This is a genomic window from Lentibacillus salicampi (assembly GCF_004565465.1).
Lineage (GTDB): Bacteria > Bacillota > Bacilli > Bacillales > Amphibacillaceae > Lentibacillus > Lentibacillus salicampi.
In genome coordinates, this window is sequence record NZ_SRHY01000002.1 from 166,453 (window position 1) to 185,244 (window position 18,792).

An 18,792-nucleotide genomic window follows, 5' to 3' on the forward strand; every position below is an offset into this window, starting at 1 on the left:
TTTAATTCAATCAGGCAGTAAAGGAGGAGGCACGTGATTTCTTTCCAGCCGACAGAGGAAGAAACGTCATTTATTAAAGTAGCCAAAGATTTTGCCAAAAATAGAATCCGCCCTGCAGCCCGCACATGTGAAAAACAGCGGGCTGTTGATCAGAAATTAGGTGATGAAGCTGCTGAACTGGGATTTTTATCACTTGAATTGCCTGAAGATTGGGAAGGACTGGAATTGCCATTGCTTACACAAGTCCAGCTGATGCAGGCGCTCAGTTATGGCGATCTTGATATCATTCAAGGTCTTCAGGGGGCCGGTGATGCAGCTTCTTTTTTCCGTCTTCTCCGGGACAACCCGGTTTTCAAGGACAAAATGGTAGATTTGACCAGTGGTGCTACCACGGTTTTGATTGACCTGGAAAACAACGACGAACTGTCTGAAAATCAGCTCAGCTTACGTCATGATCACGACGGTTATATCCTTCAGGGACTGTCACAGCCGGTGCGTATGGCGTCTTTTGCCGATTATGCATTGGTTGCCGGTAAAGATTCGCAAGGGAAAAATGTGATTATCTGGCTTGATGATTCCGCTGACTGGATGGTTCACCAGGGTGATTATCGTTTGGGTCTGGTCGCATCCGGCCTCGGCCGGTTTTCATTTGAAAATGTAAAAGTACCCCTCACTCATGTGCTTGTGGAAGGGACGGCAGCAGACGATATACTTCGTGAAGCGCGAAATCGAATTCGTCTATTACAGGCTGCAAAAGAAACCGGCCTGATGGAAGCAGCACTTGATTCTGCAACCGAATATACAGCAGAACGAAAAGCATTTGGCCGTGAGATTGCAGCATTTCAGGGTGTGTCGTTCCGTGTCGCATCGATGGCAATCGAAACGCGCATTGCAAACCACCTTGTACTGGAAGCCGCTGTTAAAGCGGATAACCGGGAGCCTTCAGCAGAACGTCTGTCACTCAGGGCATTGCATCGTGCTCATCGCTCACTGCGTTATGTGACGGATTCAGCTGTACAGCTGCTCGGAGGTCATGGTTTTGTCCGGGATTTTCCTGTTGAAAAGTGGATGCGGGATGCCCAGGCGCAAGTGATGCTTTATGGCAGGGAGAACGATTTATTGGTTCGCAGTGGTGAACAGCTGATTACCGGGGAAGAAGAGGTGAGTGTCACATGATCAGTTTTGAATTATCGGATCAGCAGCAGCAAATCAAAGAAATGACGCATTGGTTTGCTGAAAACGAAATCCGTCCGATTGCCATGGAAGCAGATAAGCAGGAAAAGGTCCCCGATGATTGGCTTGATAAGGTCAACAAAATGGGCATCCATTTGAATACGTCATCGTTCAGCGGAGGCGGGGACAAAGATTCATCCGGCAAAAAAGCCAAAAAGGAACGTGAAGGCAATCGTATGGGCGTTTTGGCGACTGAAGAAATGGCATGGGGCGACCCAGCCGTCACATTATCACTTCCAGGAGCGGGACTGGGCGGCCCACCCGTTGAGAGCAGCGGGACCCCCGAGCAAAAGGAACGGTTTTTGTCGATTTTCAAAAACGATGAGCCAAGGTGGGGCGCTTACGCGTTAACAGAGCCTGATGCCGGATCAGATGCTTCAGCTATTCGTACGACTGCCACAAAAGTTGATGGCGGCTACATATTGAACGGCCAAAAAATTTTCATCACGAATGGCGCCTGTGCCTCATGGGTTGTCGTCTTTGCAACGGTTGATGCCTCACTCGGCCGTTCTGGACAGCGCGCGTTTGTTGTGGAAAAAGGGGCAACCGGATTCAGTTGCAGCCGTCTTGCCGAAAAAATGGGGCTCCGGGCAAATGAAACAGCTGAGCTGGTATTTGAAGATTGTTTTGTACCACAGGAAAATTTGCTCGGCGGTGAAGCACTGTATGAAACGAGCGGATCGAAACCATCCGGCTTTCAGGTAGCCATGAAAACATTTGATAGCACACGGCCGATAGTGGCTGCCATGGCGATTGGCATCGCACGTGCTGCCTACGAATATACCCTTGATATCGTCAAGCACGACTATCCGAAACAGGGCGATTTTTTTCGAATGGCCTCCGAATTATTGGGAGAGTGCGAACAGGACATTGCGGCTGCCCGTTTATTGACGTGGGAGGCTGCATGGAAGGCTGACCTTGGTCTGGCAAACGCGAAAGAGGCTGCGATGTGCAAGGCCCATGCCGGGAAGACAGGGCTTGATATATGTGCCAAATGTCTTGAACTGCTTGGGCCAACTGGTTTGGATGGTCATCTTGTGGAAAAGCTTTACCGGGATGTCAAAGTGTTCGATATTTTTGAAGGAACGAATGAAATACAGCATCTGGTGATTGCACGCCGTCAGTATGCACCACATGGCATAAGAGTTTAAGAGGGGTTGTTCAAATTTGAACACATTTTAAAAGAGAGGATGAATTCCATGGCCTATCAAACCATTACAATCGATAAACGACATAAAGGTGTTGCCTGGATTACGGTTGATAATCCGCCGACCAACGCAATCGGGGAAGAACTGATGCAGGAATTGGAGGCTGCTGCGGATGAGCTGACAATGGATAATGCCGTCCGTGTGGTTGTCATTGCTTCCAATCATGAGAAAATATTCCTGGCTGGCGCTGACCTGAAAGGCATGATACAGAATACCGGCGAAGAGCAGGATGAAGATAATATCATTGCAGGAAAAAGCGCTCGCATGCAAGCATGCTTTCACCGGTTTGCCACCATGCCGAAGCCGGTGATTGCGGCGATCAATGGCCACGCACTGGGCGGCGGCTGTGAACTGGCAATGGCCTGTGATTTCCGTATTATGGGAAAAGGCCGGATCGGACTCTCTGAGCTGTCGTTGGGGCTTATCCCGGGGGCGGGTGGCACACAGCGGATGACACATCTTTTGGGCCAGGCCAAGGCGACTGAACTTATTATGACCGCTAAACAAATCGAAGCAGCGGAAGCGGAAAGGATCGGACTGGTTAATATGGCAGTTGATCCCGTGAATCTGGAAGCGGAAACAACGGCATTTGCCGAACAGCTGGCGGAAGGTGCTGTTCATGCGATGGGACTTGCCAAACGCGCTATAAATGCAGCGGATGGTCCGATTGAAGAAGGTCTCGAGGTTGAGGCAAACGCGTTCAGTGAAACGTTTATGACCGATGAGCCAAGTATTGGCCTTGCTGCATTTTTCCAAAAAGAAAAGCCGCAGTTCATCAAGTAAAGAAGGTTGAAATAACAGTGAAAGGTGGAATCCGTATGTCGTCATGGGAGAACATGCTTGAAGGGAAGGTGGCAGTCGTCACCGGTGCATCAAGGGGGCTTGGGCGTGCAGATGCGCTGGCCTTGGCTGAGGCAGGTGCCGATGTCGTGATAACCGATATATTGATAGAGTCGGATAAAAATAATGAAGCGGAAGCGGAGCGGTTTGGCCCGATTGCCCAGGTGATGCAGAGCACAAACGTCATGTACGCCGACAAAACATCCCAGGAAATTAAGAAGATGGGACGCCGTTCAGCGGCCATTAAAATGGATGTCACCAACCGGGAGAAAATTCAGGATGCTTTTGAAAAAATCAAGGATGAGTTCGGGAAAATTGACATTCTCGTCAATAATGCCGGCACGCTCGATCATGTCTCACAAATCGAGGATCAGAGTGACGAATTCTGGGAGCGTGATCTGAATGTCAATTTGACCGGAGCATATAATTGTACAAAAGCTGTCTGGCCATACATGAAAGAACAGGGATACGGCAAGATCATCAACATGTCCTCTGTTGCCGGCACACTAGGCGGGTTCGGTCAGGCAAGCTACTCAGCCACAAAAGGCGGGCTTCTCAGTTTTACCAAAAGCATGGCGCTGGAGGGAGCAAGACACGGGATTAATGTCAATGCGATTGTACCGGGCATTGTCGAAACAGAAGCATTTAAAATGGGCAATGCGAAAATGAATGATCGGATGATCAGTCGGACAGCGTTCAAGGAACCCGGAAAACCGGAAGACATCGCAAATGCGATCACGTTCCTTGTTTCCGACAAAGCGAACTATATTACCGGTGTCGGTTTAAACGTCTCCGGAGGCATTGAACTGTTCACATTTTGATTCGGAAGGAGGCTGCAACATGACAGAAGCCGTGATTGTTGATGCAGTAAGAACAGCCGTTGGACGGCGAAAGGGAAAAATGTCCAAGACACATCCGGTCGATATGCTGGTGCCCATCTTGAAAGCATTGACCAGCCGGAATGCAGTTGACTCGGCAGAAGTGGAGGATGTCGTAACCGGATGTGTAACCATGACTGATGAACAGGGTGGCAATATCGGGCGGATGGCAGTGCTTGCTGCCGGTTTTCCCGTTGAAGTACCGGCATTTTCACTGAACCGGATGTGCGGGTCAAGTCAGCAGGCGATCCATAATGCCGCCCAGACAATATTGGCGGGCGATGCGGACATTGCCATTGCCTGTGGGACCGAGAACATGACCCGTGTTCCAATGGGAAGTGATATGGGCAGCTCCAGCAATGATCTGGTCGACCGTTACAACATTGTTCCGCAAGGCTTTTCAGCTGAAATGATTGCCAGTCAATGGGGATTATCCCGTGAGGAGCTTGATGAATTGTCACTGGAAAGTCATCACCGGGCTGTGGCTGCGACTGATCAGGGACTTTTTGACCGCGAAATTTTGCCAATTGAAGTCGAAACCGAAAACGGGAACGAAACATTCCGGTATGATGAAGGGATTAGACGGAACACATCAATGGAAAAATTGGCGGGTCTGACACCATCTTTCCAGCCTGACGATGGCGTCGTGACAGCCGGTAATTCCAGCCAGGTAAGTGATGGTGCAGCTGGCTTGTTGCTTATGTCCAGTGAAAAAGCAGAGGCATTGGGCGTCAAGCCGCGTGCCAGAATCATCGCACGTGTGGTTGTCGGCGAGGACCCGGTCATGATGCTGACAGGTGTTATCCCGGCGACACGCAAAGTCCTTAAAAGAGCCGGATTGACACTTGATCAGATGGATGCCATTGAAATCAATGAAGCATTTGCCTCCGTTGTGAAGGCATGGGAAAAGGAACTCGAACCGGATATGTCTAAAGTGAACATCCGGGGCGGGGCGATTGCTCTCGGCCACCCGCTTGGTGCAAGTGGGGCAAAACTGGCAACAACCTTGCTGCATACATTGGAAGATCAGGATGGCAAATATGGTCTTCAAGTCATGTGCATTGGTTTTGGTATGGCGACAGCGACGATTATCGAACGACTGTAAAGGGAGGCATGTCTTATGGCAGAATGCGTAAAGCCAAGTACTGATGAGGTTTTTGCCATGATTGATGCAGCGATCAAATACGATCCGGCTGCAACAGACGGAAAAGAAGGGGTTTACCAGTTTATTATAACAGGTGACGATGATGGCTTGTATCAAATGATTATTGATGATGATGGTCCTCGTACTGTAGAAGGTGAAGAAAAAGATGCACAGGTAACACTGACAATTGATCAAGATGATTTTCGGGATATGGTGGGAGGGACGTTGAATCCCACCGCAGCGTTTATGGGCGGAAAACTGAAAATCAAGGGGAATATGGGGCTTGCCCTTAAACTGCAGACTGTTTTGAATTCGTTTTCATTTTAAGTGCGTGTTCAAAAAGGAGGATAAAAAGAGCTGGCCGGCTAAGTTCGCGACATCAATCGCCAACGCGCACTAGCACGTCAATCGCGTCAAAGTTCGCGGCGGAGTAGTTTTGAGCAACGGAATGTATGCATTTAGATACATGAGTAGCGGAAAAACAAGCTAACGAAGAAATTCGATGTGTCATTTTTGCCGGACTTTTTGAACAACCTCTTTAAGAGGCATGTAAAATGGTGTAAATGGAACCGGGAGATTGAACGGATTAAGATACTGGGGGTTTTCTCATGAAACCGAACAATTTGGTGGAGATGCTTGATCGTACAGTCAAGAAATTTCCGCAAAAATATGTGCTGATGTGGAAGGAAGATGGCGTCTACCAAAGCATCACGTATGAGACGTTTTGGAACAGGATTTACAATGCTGCATCAGGTCTGGCTCATTTGGGGATGGCGGAAAATGATAAGATCGCTATTCTATCAAACAGCAACCCCATGTGGGGGATTACCGATTTTGCGGCGGCGAGCATTGGGGCAGTCACTGTTCCGGTCTATCCGACATTACCGGCTGAACAAGTTGACTATATCCTTAAAAATGCCGACGTGCGTGCAGCTGTTGTTGAAAATGAGGAGCAGCGTCAAAAGATCCTGGCCGGGGATGCAGCGGTTGAATGTATCATTACAATGTATCCTGACAATGACTTCTCCCCGGGAAATAGTGAATTAACGTTTTCACAATTAGAAGCACAGGGTTCAAAAAACGAAATCCCGAATTGGGAAGAAAGGTGGCGGAAGATCGGCCGGGACCAAATTTCAACCATCATTCATACATCAGGCACAACCGGCAAACCGAATGGTGTCATGCTGTCCCACGGGAATTTCCTGTCAAATGTCGAGGCGGTTCAATTTTGGCTGATTGAACTTGTACCGGATGATCTTGCTCTTTCCTATTTGCCACTATCCCATGTCTTTGAACGCATGGCAGGTCACTATACACCACTCTCAGTCGGTGTGACAATTGCTTACGCGGAAAGTATCAATACCATTCAGGACAATTTAAAGGAAATACGGCCGACTGTCCTGACAAGTGTTCCACGATTATTTGAAAAAGTTTATGCCAAAGTGCAGGAACAAATTGATAATGGAACGAAAGTGAAGCAAAAAGTCTTTAACTGGGCTGTCGAGATCGGACTGGAACGTTATGAACGGTATCTTCAAAGTCCGATTAATGAGCTGATCCTTGGTGAAATCATGCCAAAGGAATTAAGGCGGAAGTGGAAAATAGCTGACCGTCTTGTTTATCAAAAAGTAAAATCAGAATTGGGCGGACGAATCCGCGGGATGGTCTCCGGCGGCGGCACACTGAATCCTGATATCGCAAAATTCTTCTGGGCGATTGACTTGCCAATACTGGAAGGTTATGGATTGACGGAGACGTCCCCGGTGATCACGACAAACCCAATGGTGCGTGCTAAAGCCGGAACAGTCGGAAAAGTTATGCCGAATCTGGATGTGCGTATAGCGGATGATGGTGAAGTACTTGTCAGGGGACCAAGTGTGATGCAAGGGTATTACAACAATGAAGAAGCAACAAACAATATTTTTGACGGAGACTGGCTGCATACCGGCGATATCGGTGAACTGGATGAGGACGACTATTTAAAAATCGTTGACCGCAAAAAGCGTATTCTCGTACTATCCACCGGCAAAAATGTCGCGCCGCAATTAATCGAGAATGCCATCAATGAAAGCAGTTATATCGAACAAACCCTCATCGTCGGTGATCACCGCAAATATATCATTTGTCTCGTCAACCCGGATTTTGAAAACTTATTACCATGGGCAAAACGGAATGGGATCGAATCGGGATCGCCGGAAGAAATCTGCCGTCATAAAATCGTAAAGGATTTAATTGAAGAAGAAGTTAAAAGCCATACGCAATCATTCGCCAATTTTGAAAAACCGAAGAAAGCAGTCATTATTGGCGAGGAATGGACAGTGGAAGGCGGGGAATTAACACCGAAATTATCGATGCGGGTTAAGGTGATTGAAAAGAAGTATAAAGAATTGATTGAGAACATTTATGCTGAGGATTCGTCTGCTGTGGAGGCGGTGGCATCAGTCGATAATGGATAATTGTGTTCAGCACCCGGTGTTAAACACGAAAGAATTCAGTCGGATAAAAAAGGAGCATCCTGGCTGAATGCTCCTTTCCCGATCTCTAAATCAGCCCTTGGCGAATCGCTCTTGCAACGGCTTCAGTACGATTACGCGCATCCATTTTTTGCATAATGGCTGATACATAGTCACGGACAGTGTATTCACTTAAGTTAAGGTCGCTCGCGGCTTCACTTGTTGATGCACCTTCAGCCATCAGTTTCATCACTTCAATTTCCCTTGGAGATAAATGCAATGTACCTGATTGATGATCATCTCTTGTGTGTTTATGATAATACTTTGCCAGGATTTCGCCCGCACTCTGACCGAATTTCAGCAATGCGGTAAAGGTATCCTGAGAGACTTTGAAATGTTTGCCCGCGCCCTGATCCAAAATGGCGGCCCCGAACAGTCTGTTATTTGACGAAACAAAAATGGGTGCAATCACGACAGATTTTAAGTCAAATTGTTTAACATAATGATCGGGAAATCCGATTGAGGCATCTTTAATATAAATCGGCTGTAAATAATTCATCGTTTTGCCGAATAATCGCACCAATTGCAGGTTATCCCGGATCAGCGGCAGCTGACTGATATCCTCTGAAATGTTCTGGATGGCTTTATTATCAAGACGATGCCCAAACAGGCCAACTCCCGTCTGTTCATTAGCGGAATAGGAAAAAAGAGCGCAACGTTCAAAAGGCAAATAATTGACAAAGCCCGCTGTTATATTTTCAATCGCTTCATTATAGTTATTGGATCGCATAATCGTTTCATTGAACATAATGACCGAATTTTTCCATTGCTGTTCCTGTTTCGTAATTTCAAATGAATCTTTTCCGTTTTGGAACATTTGCAGTGCGTAAGTGATAAAAGGCATGACATGGGACGTATCATCATGGTCAACGCAAATTAAAAGTGTTACATCATCATGCGGTATTGGCAGGACATTATATTTTTTTCTGTTTTGCCACGGCATTTGACTGAGCAGCAGTTCGGATAAAGCAAAGACTGTGTCCGCTTTCAACGTATCGTTTCCCAATAACAAGTCCTGGCTCAGGTTATTGAACCATTTTTCCAATACATAGGACTGATCCTTTTGGATGATGATCGCTGTCCATTCAATCGGCAGCTGATTGGAGGAAACGAGATTTTTCAAAAAGAAATCGATCGAGAAGTATTGCTGGTATGGCTGTGTAAATATATCCTGGCTGATTGTTGAAAAGAGATAACGTATTGCCTGGTGGTCCTGGTAAGAATGATTTTTTTGTAACTGTGTCACTTTGTGTACCGCGTTTTCCAGCAATGTCAATGTGGACTGACTGGGCTGAAATGCTTCTGGGCACCGGGGTTTCAAGTTCTCCGGCTGTTCATTATCCTGTGAAAAAAAGTATTCGGTAAAAAAGCTGATGGCTGTTTCCATATTGGATGCAGATTTTTTTCCGGTTCGCTGGAGGTGTGACAGAATGCTTTCCCATTCATTCATAATCGGATACGGATGTGATCGGACAATATCCAATCCATTTTGAAATAATGAATCCATCTGATGGTTGATTGTCAGGGACATATTCATTTTCCCCCTTCATTTATTGAAACATCTCACAATACCTTTATGCCATATGACCAAGTGCTACCTCTTGCTATACTTATCTTTATTGAATTATACCATTATTACAATAATTATTTAAATAAATAAGAACATTTAAAATAAATAGCGTCATTGTTAATTTAATGATTATTCTAAGAAAGCGGTTATTATGAAAAAGGACAAGCGACGCAGATTCCACATGACAACTGTTTAATCCCTTGCAATACCTGCTCCCTTTTGCTAAAGTAACGATAGAATCAAGGCATTCGTTCTACATACATTATGGAGGGGGAGAACTTAACTTGCACCACCGTTATGGTACTGTTGCCATTGATCTGGCAAGGCGCCTTCTTACATTAAGTGAAGGTGATCGAATGGATCCAATCGGCAAACTCGCTACCGAATTTGGCACAGGCCGGGGAACCATACAATCTGCATTCAAATTACTGGCTGATGACGGCGCTCTGCAACTGGAAAGTTTAGGGAAACGCGGATCATTCATCAAAAAGTTGGACAGATCCATACTGCTTGAGAAAGCAGAATTAACAGCCATCATTGGCGCCATGCCGGTAGCCTATTCCACTCATTTTCAAGGGCTTGCAACAGGCTTGAACCAAACCTTCCTGGAGTCTGATATTCCGCTTATTCTAGCGATGTTACGCGGATCAAAGAACCGAATACATTTTTTGAAATCCGGCCGTTGTGATTTTATTATCACTTCAAGGCTTACCTGGGAAGGGATCCAGCAAGACAAGGCCTTACGTCTACTTTTTACATTTGGGCCAGGTTCTAACATTGAGAATCAGGTTTTGATCATGGCTGAAAACAATGATGAAAAAGAAATTACCGACGGGATGAGGGTCGGTATCGATTCCTCTTCCAACGACCATATGCGATTGACACTTCAGGAATGTGAGGGGAAATCCGTACAACTCGTGGAAATGTCATACGGACAATCACTGCAAAAGCTTTTGGCGGGAGAAATTGATGCAACCGTCTGGGATGCCGGAGCCGGATTTCATCGCCCGCCGCCATCGTTAAAAGTGCTTCCGCTGACTCGCAGAAACGTGGAGTCGGATGCAAATACGGAAGCTGTTTTAATCGTTCGGTCGGATAGCGGTGCATTGCAGGATCTTATTTCCCAGCTTATCGATCCACAAGAAGTGATCGCTATGCAACGGAAGGTTATCGCACATGAAGTCCCTCCCATTTTTTAGTAAACCAGCATAAGAAACCGGCTTGTTTAAGAGATAGGTATGCGATGCCGTTCAACATGGTCTATATAGGCGTTTATTTGACGCTCCATTTCGGCTTCACCCCATTCCAGAAATTGACCCATTATTTCTGCTGCATTTTTTGCGGCATCGAGACTATGGTTATTGCCGAAAAGAAGAAGCGCTGCCCGCCGATCGATAAAATCAATCAAGGTTTGTGCCATTTCTTTTTCGACGGCAAGCCTGACTTCCCCTTTAATGGCGGGAACGTTTTCGCTCAAGCTTTCCAGCCAGACGGGATCTTCCTGCCCGTAACGCATTAGATCATGTATGGCTGAACCGTATAGCCATGTCAGTCTTTCTGCCGTTTCCTGCCTTATATGACAGGCAGCGAGGATGCGTTTCATTTCCCGTTTGAATGCGGAAAAGTCTCCGCCAATGTCACTGCCTGGGAGCACCACTTCCGCTGTTCGGTTGTCATCATCGAAAATCAGATTAAGGTTTTTCGCCACCTCTTGCATAACCCGTTTTCCCATGTTCCGATACGTCGTCAGCTTTCCTCCGGCGACTGTGAGCAATCCTTCCTTCGTTTTCCATACTTCATCATGTCTGGATGTATCTCTGGCTGTTTTGCCTTCTTCCAAAATTAAAGGACGTACGCCAGCCCAGGTTCCGATAATATCTGCTTTCACTAATTCAGAATCAGGAAAACAATTCTGGGTCATATCAAGTAAAAAATCGATTGCTTTCTTGTCAGCTGTCGGGGAATCGATTTCACCGTCATGCGGGACATCTGTTGTTCCCACATAGACATAATCCCAGCGTCTGATTGCATACCCTTCCTTGCCATCCGATGATTTCAGGGCAACGGCGCCAGTAACTGGTAGTTTCGCAGCTGGAAAGATAAGGTGGATCCCTTTGCTTAATAATAAGTTTTTCGTGGCTTTGAGATTATTTTTTTCCAGGGTTTGCTGTGCCCATGGGCCGGTGGCGTTGACCGTTATTTTTGCTTTTATATTGAATGTTTTACCCGTTAACGTATCCCGAATGGCTGCACCAATAACGCGATCATGTCCATCGAATTGGATGTCAATAGCTTCTGCATGATTGGCTATGCGTGCACCATGTTCGGCTGCCGACAAGGCGTTCATTAACGTAAAGCGGGCATCTTCGGTAATGTATTCACCGTAAACCAGTCCGCCTTTCAATGGATCTCTAAGATTCGGAACATATTCACGAACCTCATCAGACGTTAAAACTTTGTGGCTCTCCTTTTTTGAAGCACCTGCCAATTTGTCAAAAAGCACGAAGCCGGTCCTGAATTTTGTTTTACTGTCCCCTTTATATAACGGAAACACAAACGGCAGCGGATGGATCAAATGTGGTGCGATGGATTTTAATATCTTCCGTTCCCGTGCAGATTCCCTGACCATACGAACGTCGCCATTTGCCAAATATCGAACACCGCCATGTACTAGCTTGGCTGAGCGGCTTGAAGTTCCAAAGCCAAAGTCTTCTTTCTCGACAAGCGCCACTTTCAGCCCCCTTAGTGCAGCATCTCTGGCCAACCCGGCTCCTGTTATCCCGCCACCGATAATCAGCATGTCAAATTCCTGGGATGCCATATCTTTAAGTGCTTGTGAGCGGTATTGTGGGCTGAAGTTTTGTGTCATGTTGTCAGCTCCTTTTGTATTCGGTTGCAGTCAAAGCCCTTACAGTATCGACTGACTTTTCCCAATGCTTGTAACGTTCCTGCATGTCAGCGGCATTATCGCCTGGTGTAAAGATTTTACCCCTTACTTTTGATTGCTTGATTTCTTCTTCACTTGCCCAAAAACCGACTGCTAATCCCGCAAGATAGGCAATTCCAAGTGATGTGACCTGATTGGTGTTTGGCCGTTCAATGTTGATGTCAAGGATATCCGCCTGCATTTGCAGGAAAGCATCGTTCGCCGCCATGCCGCCATCGACCCGCAATGTTTCAAGTGCCGGGAATGGGGCGACCTCACGCAATGTTTCAACGACCTGACGGGTACGGAAGGCGATTCCTTCCAATACAGCTCTCGTTATATGCGCGCGGGTTGTTGATCGTGTCAGCCCAAACAAGGCTCCCCTGGCCTCCGGATCCATATAAGGCGTCCCAAGCCCTTGCAAAGCAGGGATAAAAAAGACACCGCCACTGTCGGGAACGCTTTCAGATAATGCCAGGCTTTCGTTCACCGTTTCAAGGATACGAAGGTCTTTTACAAGGCTGATCGATGCGCCTCCAGTGATGACCGTCCCTTCCAGGCAAAATTCATCCTGACCACCAAGGCGCCATAAGGCAAGGGAATTCAGTTTTTCCGAATAAATCCATTCCTCACCCGTATTGACATTGACCATGACAGAGGTACCATATGTTGCTTTTCCTGAGCCGGGTTCCCGGCATAAATGACCGAACATGGCCGCCTGCTGATCACCTGCTATAGCAGCAACGGGAATTTCCGCACCGAACGCTTCCGGATAGGTGGAACCATATACGTGACTGGACGGTACAATGGTTGCAAGTTTCTCGGCGGGCATTCCAATAATCTGCGCAACTTCCGGACTCCATTCTCCTAACGGTGGAAGCCACATCATTGTTGTGACAGCATTTGAAGGGTCTGTTACAAAAGCTTCTCCTCCTGTTAAATTCCAGACCAGCCAGCTATCCAATGTCCCAATCAGTACCTCACCTTTTTCAACATCCTCCCGGCAATTTGGAACATGATCAAGCAGCCATTCAAACTTTGTAAAGGCAGAAATGGTGCTGACTTCCATGCCGATCAGATCACTAAGCTCTTTACATCGCTTCCGTGTGCGCAAATCCTGCCAGACAAGCGCGTTATGCACTGGTTCGCCAGTTGTTTTATGCCATGCAACAACAGTAGAACGCTGGCCGGTGACACCGATGGCTGCTATGTTTTCAGGTGATGTACCGGCCTTTTTTAACGTTTGGGATATGAGATCCTTCGTTACATTCCAAATTTCCAGCGCATCATGCTCCAATAACCCCGGTTCCGGCGTTATTTGTGTAAATTCGCTGTAAGTGGCTGCAATTTCACTGCTGTGATAGTCATAAAGAATTGTCCGGATACCGGAAGTCCCCGCATCAATTGCCAGAATAAATTGATTCCGCATTTTCTTTCTCCCCTTCATTCACAGGTAAAAGTGTTCCAATGTTCATAATGCCTTGCGGGTCCATAATTCTTTTCAATTTTTTCAGCATAGGATAAGCACTGCCCAGTTCCTGAGGCATCCATGAGGCACGCAGTTTCCCAATACCATGATGGTGACAAATGGTTCCATTGTTTTCTAATGTGACTTCCATGACTTTTTGCCAAATAGATTGATAGACGCGTTCCACACCTTCTGGATCTTTTGGTGGATGGGCTGCAAGAATAAAATACATATTGGTTCCTTGTGGATAGCTGTGGGAAGAGTGTCCGGTCACAAGCAGCAGTTCTGGCACCTCTTTTCTCAGCCGTTCGGTTACCTTTTCATAAATCGTTGCAATATCGCTCCAGTTAGCAGCAATCTCAATTGTATCAATGATAATTCCCTGGCTCGTATATTCCTGTAATTCACCGGTATTGTTGCGATGCTCCAGCCATGACTCGACAGGATCTGGTCCAAGCGAACGCCCCCCTTGTTCAAGGATGATTTTATCGAGTGCCTTTCCTTCTGTTTGTGCGTATCCTTCAGGACCCTCTGACAGAATAAGTAAAATCGATTCTTCACCATTCACAATATCAGAATAACTTTTGGCAGCTTCCATTTGATCGTGAAGCCGTACAACAGCAGGATTCCACCCCTCCCTCATAAACGTCCGAATGATGTGTAATCCTTCACGCATGTTCTTGATTCCATAAGCGCACATCCAGCGGTCTGCCGGTTTGGGAAAAATTTTAAGGGTGATTTCCGTGATGATTCCCATCGTTCCTTCCGATCCAATAAGCAATTGACTCAGATCAGGCCCTGTCGAGCGGCGGGGGACATTTTTGATTCGGACAATTTCTCCCGTCGGCAACACTGCTTCAAGCCCGACAAGCAAATTTTCGATATTCCCGTATTTCGTGCTGAATTGTCCGGCACTCCTCGTTGCGACAAGCCCGCCGATTTGTGCCAAGTCTATAGATTGCGGGTAATGTCCGCTTATGTACCCGTGTTGATTGAGATAATCTTCCAGGTTGCGGTGAACAATGCCGGGTTGTGTTGTAACAGTTAAGTTTTCTTCATCAAGTTCCACGATATCGCACATATTGCCCATATCAATCATAACGCTTTCATTATTCGGCTGGGCACCTCCGTGGACCCCTGAACCACCCCCGTATGGAACAACGGCAATGTCTCTTTTATTCAAATGTTGAAGCAATGCCGCAGTCTCGTTTGTATTTTTTGGCTGAACGACACATAAAGGCCGATCCATTGCTGCGCCAACGGCTTTTTGCACCAGTTTTAACGGCCAGGTGTCTGTTGTGTAATCAGTCAGCAGCTCAGGGTCGTGGTGCACACGGTTATCATCGAGTAAATCCTTGAGTTCGCTTATAACATTATCTGTCATAACATTGTCTCCCTTTAGAAATGTATTAATATTCTTTAATACAGATTACTGTACATAATGTTGTTTGTCAATACACGTTTGTGATAGTATATTGTAAGATTAACACTTTTCTAAATGATTGGAGATGTAAAAATGGGGAGCACGTATTTTTTGACAGGGTATCCAGGTTTTCTTGCCGGCAACTTGGTAAAACAGCTTATCCATGATCACCATGAGACAATTGATCATATCTATTTGCTCGCTTTACCTGACCTGCTGGATCAAGCAACAGATGAAATTACAAATTACGCAAGAAAAGAAGGAGTGGAGACAAGTCTTTTCACAATTGTAAGCGGTAACATTACAAAGCCCGACTTGGCTATCAGTGCGGAAGTGAATCAGGTTTTGCGTGATACCGTTACACATGTATTTCACTTGGCTGCTATTTATGATCTGGCGGTTCCACAGGATATTGCCCGCAATGTCAATGTAAATGGTACACAACAAGTCAATCACTGGGTACAAACGTTAGGCAAACTTGAGCGCTATATATACTTTAGCACTGCCTATGTATCCGGAAAACGTGAAGGGCGCATTTATGAACATGAGCTTGCAGAAGGGCAGGATTTCCGAAATCACTATGAACAAACAAAATATGAGGCTGAGCTGCTTGTGGAAGATCAGAAAAAATCCGTCCCGACGACGATTATCCGTCCTGGTGTTGTAAAAGGTGATTCAAAAACCGGTGAAACAGTCAAGTTTGATGGTCTTTATTTCATGTTGAATTTTCTTGATAAGGCAGGTGGCCTGGGTGTCCCATATATTGGTGATGGTGAACCGGAAGGCAATTTCGTACCAAGTGATTATATTTTACAGGCTGCCAGTTTTCTGGCAATCGATCCGGTTGGTGTGGGGAAAACCTATCATTTGACCGACCCGAAACCATATACAATGAGGGAGTTACAGGAAATGCTGACGGAGCATTATTTAGGGAAAACGCCTAAAGGAAAAATTCCAGTGACCCTAATTAAAGCAATCATGGGACTGAAACCAATCCGCAAATGGTGGCATGTGGAAAAGGAGGCAATGGACTATTTTATCACATGCTCATCTTATGATTGCAGTCAAGCAGTTACAGATCTGCAAGGATCAGGCATCAGCTGCCCCGATTTAAAAGACACGCTTCCATCAATGATCAGCTTTTACAGAAAATATAAAGATGATCATAGAAAACAAATTGAAATAAGATGAACAAGATGCTGGAACTGGATACTTAAGAAATCCTTAAGGCTACAAATTATATACGTACTAAGATAAAAAGCGGTTTCCTGTTTATACAGGGCCGTTTTTTGGTTTGCTCAGTCGACGCTAAGTTGCTTGCAAATTATGCGATGCAAAGAAAAAATTCTCAATTAATTACTTTTGGGTTTTGCAAGAGCGTACGAATAAGCAGTTATCATACAAACGTCGGGATATTATGTAATAATATTGAAGATTCCTATTTTTTTAGGGATTGGTACAGGCTGGTAAGGACTTTATACTAAAGAAGAATCACATAAAGACTTTAGTCCTATCAATCTAACTATGAATGCGTTTTCAATTTACATAATACACCAGTCATCTGAACGAATTCACGGGCTATTGTTTGAGTGATTCAGAAGGTGTGATTAATTTTCGATGATCTGTTAAGGAGGTGATGGGAAAGTTTTGCATCATGATCAAAATAAAGGAGGCGTTTGCAATTAGAAAGATGTTTAGAAAAGTCGCGGCCGGGCTGCTGGCAGTTCCGATGTTGTTTATGTATGCAGGTGGGTTGAATACGGTTAATGCAGCCGAAACAACCTTAACATACAGCTGTACCAGTGTAACGAATTTTGATATGCCTGTGACAATCAGTGCAGAAGTACCGGATTCTGTTTCTCCGGGGGAAGAATTCACGATTACTGAATCCTCAACCCAGGTCACATTACCGGAAGATGTCGTTGGCACTATAGGTGGACTGTTAGGGGGTGAAGCTATTTCCGGTGAAGCAACAGTATTTAATCTTCATTCTGAAAATCAGGATGCCACCATTAATGTGGCTGATACTCCGATAGAAATCCCATATACTGAAGTACCTGACTCTGGACCACTCACTTTTAGTGTACCTGGTGAGGGTGGGGTTGATGCTGGGCCATTTGTAGCTGGTGAAGAGGGTGAAGTGGTTATAAAGGCCGGGAATATTGACACGAATTTAGTAGTTCATGGACCATTGGGAGAATCGCCAATACCGGCTTCATGTTCACCGGTTGGTGAGGATACCACTTTAAATGTCATCCCGATTGAAGAAGCAGAACAGGATACGGAAGCCCCGGTCATCGCTTTGAATGGCCCGGAAGAAATGGAGCTTGAAATAGGCGACACTTATGAAGAGCCAGGAGCAACAGCAGAAGATAATGTAGATGGTGACCTGACAGACGCTGTCGAAGTAAGCGGAAACGTGAATACGGACGAGCCGGGAACATATACAATCACTTACACCGTGGTGGATGAAGCCGGCAATGAAGCGACAGCAACACGGACTGTAACTGTTGTGGAACCGGAAAAACAGGATACGGAAGCTCCGGTCATTACTCTGAATGGCCCGGAAGAAATGGAGCTTGAAATAGGAGAAGCTTACGAAGAGCAAGGTGCAACAGCAGAAGATAATGTAGATGGTGACCTGACAGATGCTGTCAAAGTAAGCGGAAACGTGAATACGGACGAGCCGGGAACATATACAATCACTTACACCGTGGTGGATGAAGCCGGCAATGAAGCGACAGCAACGCGGACTGTAACTGTTGTGGAACCTGATGATGGCGGTGAAGATCCAGGTGATGGCAATGATGAAAGCGGCATGTGGTATGCCGATGAAGGTGATCCATCTGCAGATTTAGGTGCTGAAGGTGATCTTTATCTGGATACTGCTACTTTTGATGTGTACCAGAAAGAAGCTGATGGTTGGACACTAGTGGGTAACCTTAAAGGTGAAGACGGAGAAGACGGCCAAGATGGTGAAGATGGCCAGGACGGAGAAGACGGCCAAGATGGTGAAGACGGCCAGGACGGAGAAGATGGCCAAGACGGAGAAGACGGCCAGGACGGAGAAGATGGCCAAGACGGTGAAGATGGTCAGGACGGAGAAGATGGCCAGGATGGAGCCATGTGGCTTGTGGGCGAAGGCAAGCCAAACATGGAACAAGGCATTTTCGGCGACCTGTATCTTGATAAAGTTTCCGGCGACGTCTACATTAAGTCTGAAGAATCGGAAGGCTGGGAACTTGTAGCCAATATCAAGGGTCCTGAAGGCCCTCAAGGACCAAAAGGCGAACAGGGTGAACAAGGTCCTGAAGGCGACTGTGATTGTGATGATCAGAGTGCAGCCAGCGGAAACGATGACAGCAATGATGGCAGTGAAGGAAAAGCTGCGGGAAATGATGACAATGACAATGACAATGGCAGTAATGGGGAAGAAAATGGAGACGGAAACGGTACGGATAATTCAGGTGATAAAGGCGGAGATCTTCCTGATACCGCGACAAACAACCCTCTGTTTATGCTGATAGGTTCATTAATGGCAGTTGCGGGGGGCGCACTTGTATTTTTCCGTAAAAAGGTTTTAGGATAA

14 protein-coding genes are annotated in these 18,792 nt (G+C 46.2%); 10 read left to right on the forward strand and 4 right to left on the reverse strand.

Going from position 1 to position 18,792, the window contains the following annotated elements:
• Window positions 1–33: 33 nt before the first annotated feature.
• From E4U82_RS03065 to E4U82_RS03095, 7 genes are all read left to right on the forward strand, one after another.
• Complete coding sequence (locus E4U82_RS03065) at window positions 34–1,176, forward strand: acyl-CoA dehydrogenase family protein (protein ID WP_135108566.1); 1,143 nt, start codon at window positions 34–36, stop codon at window positions 1,174–1,176.
• Complete coding sequence (locus tag E4U82_RS03070) at window positions 1,173–2,384, forward strand: acyl-CoA dehydrogenase family protein (protein ID WP_135108567.1); 1,212 nt, start codon at window positions 1,173–1,175, stop codon at window positions 2,382–2,384. Before E4U82_RS03065 ends, E4U82_RS03070 begins: the two co-directional genes overlap by 4 nt.
• 48 nt (window positions 2,385–2,432) lie before the next feature.
• The gene (locus E4U82_RS03075) at window positions 2,433–3,224 is read left to right on the forward strand and encodes an enoyl-CoA hydratase/isomerase family protein (RefSeq protein ID WP_135108568.1); all 792 of its coding nucleotides are present in this window, start codon (window positions 2,433–2,435) and stop codon (window positions 3,222–3,224) included.
• A 35-nt stretch (window positions 3,225–3,259) separates the two neighbouring features.
• Window positions 3,260–4,102: an SDR family NAD(P)-dependent oxidoreductase gene (locus E4U82_RS03080; protein ID WP_135108569.1), complete on the forward strand. Its 843-nt coding sequence runs from the start codon at window positions 3,260–3,262 to the stop codon at window positions 4,100–4,102.
• Between the two features lie 19 nt (window positions 4,103–4,121).
• On the forward strand, window positions 4,122–5,264 hold the full coding sequence (locus E4U82_RS03085; protein ID WP_135108570.1) for a thiolase family protein: 1,143 nt from the start codon (window positions 4,122–4,124) through the stop codon (window positions 5,262–5,264).
• Between the two features lie 15 nt (window positions 5,265–5,279).
• Window positions 5,280–5,630 (forward strand): SCP2 sterol-binding domain-containing protein, encoded by a 351-nt coding sequence (locus E4U82_RS03090; RefSeq protein WP_135108571.1) that lies wholly within the window; start codon window positions 5,280–5,282, stop codon window positions 5,628–5,630.
• Window positions 5,631–5,911: 281 nt separating this feature from the next.
• Complete coding sequence (locus E4U82_RS03095; RefSeq protein ID WP_135108572.1) at window positions 5,912–7,759, forward strand: AMP-dependent synthetase/ligase; 1,848 nt, start codon at window positions 5,912–5,914, stop codon at window positions 7,757–7,759.
• A gap of 85 nt (window positions 7,760–7,844) precedes the next feature.
• Here the strand turns inward: E4U82_RS03095 and E4U82_RS03100 are convergent, their stop codons facing one another.
• A complete protein-coding gene (locus E4U82_RS03100; protein WP_167751306.1) occupies window positions 7,845–9,347 on the reverse strand; it encodes a response regulator transcription factor in 1,503 nt (500 codons plus the stop codon).
• Window positions 9,348–9,670: 323 nt separating this feature from the next.
• On the opposite strand from E4U82_RS03100, the gene yhfZ reads away from it, so the two are divergent.
• Window positions 9,671–10,585 carry a GntR family transcriptional regulator YhfZ gene (yhfZ, locus tag E4U82_RS03105; RefSeq protein ID WP_135108574.1) on the forward strand — a complete coding sequence of 305 codons (915 nt, stop codon included), beginning with the start codon at window positions 9,671–9,673 and terminating at the stop codon, window positions 10,583–10,585.
• 26 nt (window positions 10,586–10,611) lie between these two features.
• Here yhfZ and E4U82_RS03110 read toward each other — a convergent pair whose 3' ends face one another.
• Genes E4U82_RS03110 through E4U82_RS03120 form a run of 3 tightly spaced genes read right to left on the reverse strand, consistent with a single transcriptional unit; the run spans window position 10,612 to window position 15,164 of the window.
• Window positions 10,612–12,255: a glycerol-3-phosphate dehydrogenase/oxidase gene (locus E4U82_RS03110; protein ID WP_135108575.1), complete on the reverse strand. Its 1,644-nt coding sequence runs from the start codon at window positions 12,253–12,255 to the stop codon at window positions 10,612–10,614.
• Between the two features lie 4 nt (window positions 12,256–12,259).
• Entirely contained in the window at window positions 12,260–13,741 is a 1,482-nt protein-coding gene (locus tag E4U82_RS03115) for an FGGY family carbohydrate kinase (RefSeq protein ID WP_167751307.1), read from the reverse strand.
• Window positions 13,713–15,164 carry an FAD-binding oxidoreductase gene (locus tag E4U82_RS03120; protein WP_135108577.1) on the reverse strand — a complete coding sequence of 484 codons (1,452 nt, stop codon included), beginning with the start codon at window positions 15,162–15,164 and terminating at the stop codon, window positions 13,713–13,715. Before E4U82_RS03120 ends, E4U82_RS03115 begins: the two co-directional genes overlap by 29 nt.
• 132 nt (window positions 15,165–15,296) lie before the next feature.
• Between E4U82_RS03120 and E4U82_RS03125 the strand changes: the two genes are divergently transcribed.
• Together E4U82_RS03125 and E4U82_RS03130 are read left to right on the forward strand one after the other, a co-directional pair.
• A complete protein-coding gene (locus E4U82_RS03125; protein ID WP_135108578.1) occupies window positions 15,297–16,394 on the forward strand; it encodes an SDR family oxidoreductase in 1,098 nt (365 codons plus the stop codon).
• 445 nt (window positions 16,395–16,839) lie between these two features.
• Entirely contained in the window at window positions 16,840–18,792 is a 1,953-nt protein-coding gene (locus tag E4U82_RS03130) for an immunoglobulin-like domain-containing protein (protein WP_135108579.1), read from the forward strand.

Bases quoted from the DNA above. Each gene is read 5' to 3' on its own strand.
- E4U82_RS03100 (WP_167751306.1), bottom strand. From the start codon at position 9,347: ATGTCCCTGACAATCAACCATCAGATGGATTCATTATTTCAAAATGGA.
- E4U82_RS03095 (WP_135108572.1), top strand. From the start codon at position 5,912: ATGAAACCGAACAATTTGGTGGAGATGCTTGATCGTACAGTCAAGAAA.
- E4U82_RS03075 (WP_135108568.1), top strand. From the start codon at position 2,433: ATGGCCTATCAAACCATTACAATCGATAAACGACATAAAGGTGTTGCC.
- E4U82_RS03070 (WP_135108567.1), top strand. From the start codon at position 1,173: ATGATCAGTTTTGAATTATCGGATCAGCAGCAGCAAATCAAAGAAATG.
- E4U82_RS03125 (WP_135108578.1), top strand. From the start codon at position 15,297: ATGGGGAGCACGTATTTTTTGACAGGGTATCCAGGTTTTCTTGCCGGC.
- E4U82_RS03090 (WP_135108571.1), top strand. From the start codon at position 5,280: ATGGCAGAATGCGTAAAGCCAAGTACTGATGAGGTTTTTGCCATGATT.
- E4U82_RS03120 (WP_135108577.1), bottom strand. From the start codon at position 15,164: ATGACAGATAATGTTATAAGCGAACTCAAGGATTTACTCGATGATAAC.
- E4U82_RS03115 (WP_167751307.1), bottom strand. From the start codon at position 13,741: ATGCGGAATCAATTTATTCTGGCAATTGATGCGGGGACTTCCGGTATC.
- E4U82_RS03130 (WP_135108579.1), top strand. From the start codon at position 16,840: ATGGGAAAGTTTTGCATCATGATCAAAATAAAGGAGGCGTTTGCAATT.
- E4U82_RS03085 (WP_135108570.1), top strand. From the start codon at position 4,122: ATGACAGAAGCCGTGATTGTTGATGCAGTAAGAACAGCCGTTGGACGG.
- E4U82_RS03080 (WP_135108569.1), top strand. From the start codon at position 3,260: ATGTCGTCATGGGAGAACATGCTTGAAGGGAAGGTGGCAGTCGTCACC.
- E4U82_RS03110 (WP_135108575.1), bottom strand. From the start codon at position 12,255: ATGACACAAAACTTCAGCCCACAATACCGCTCACAAGCACTTAAAGAT.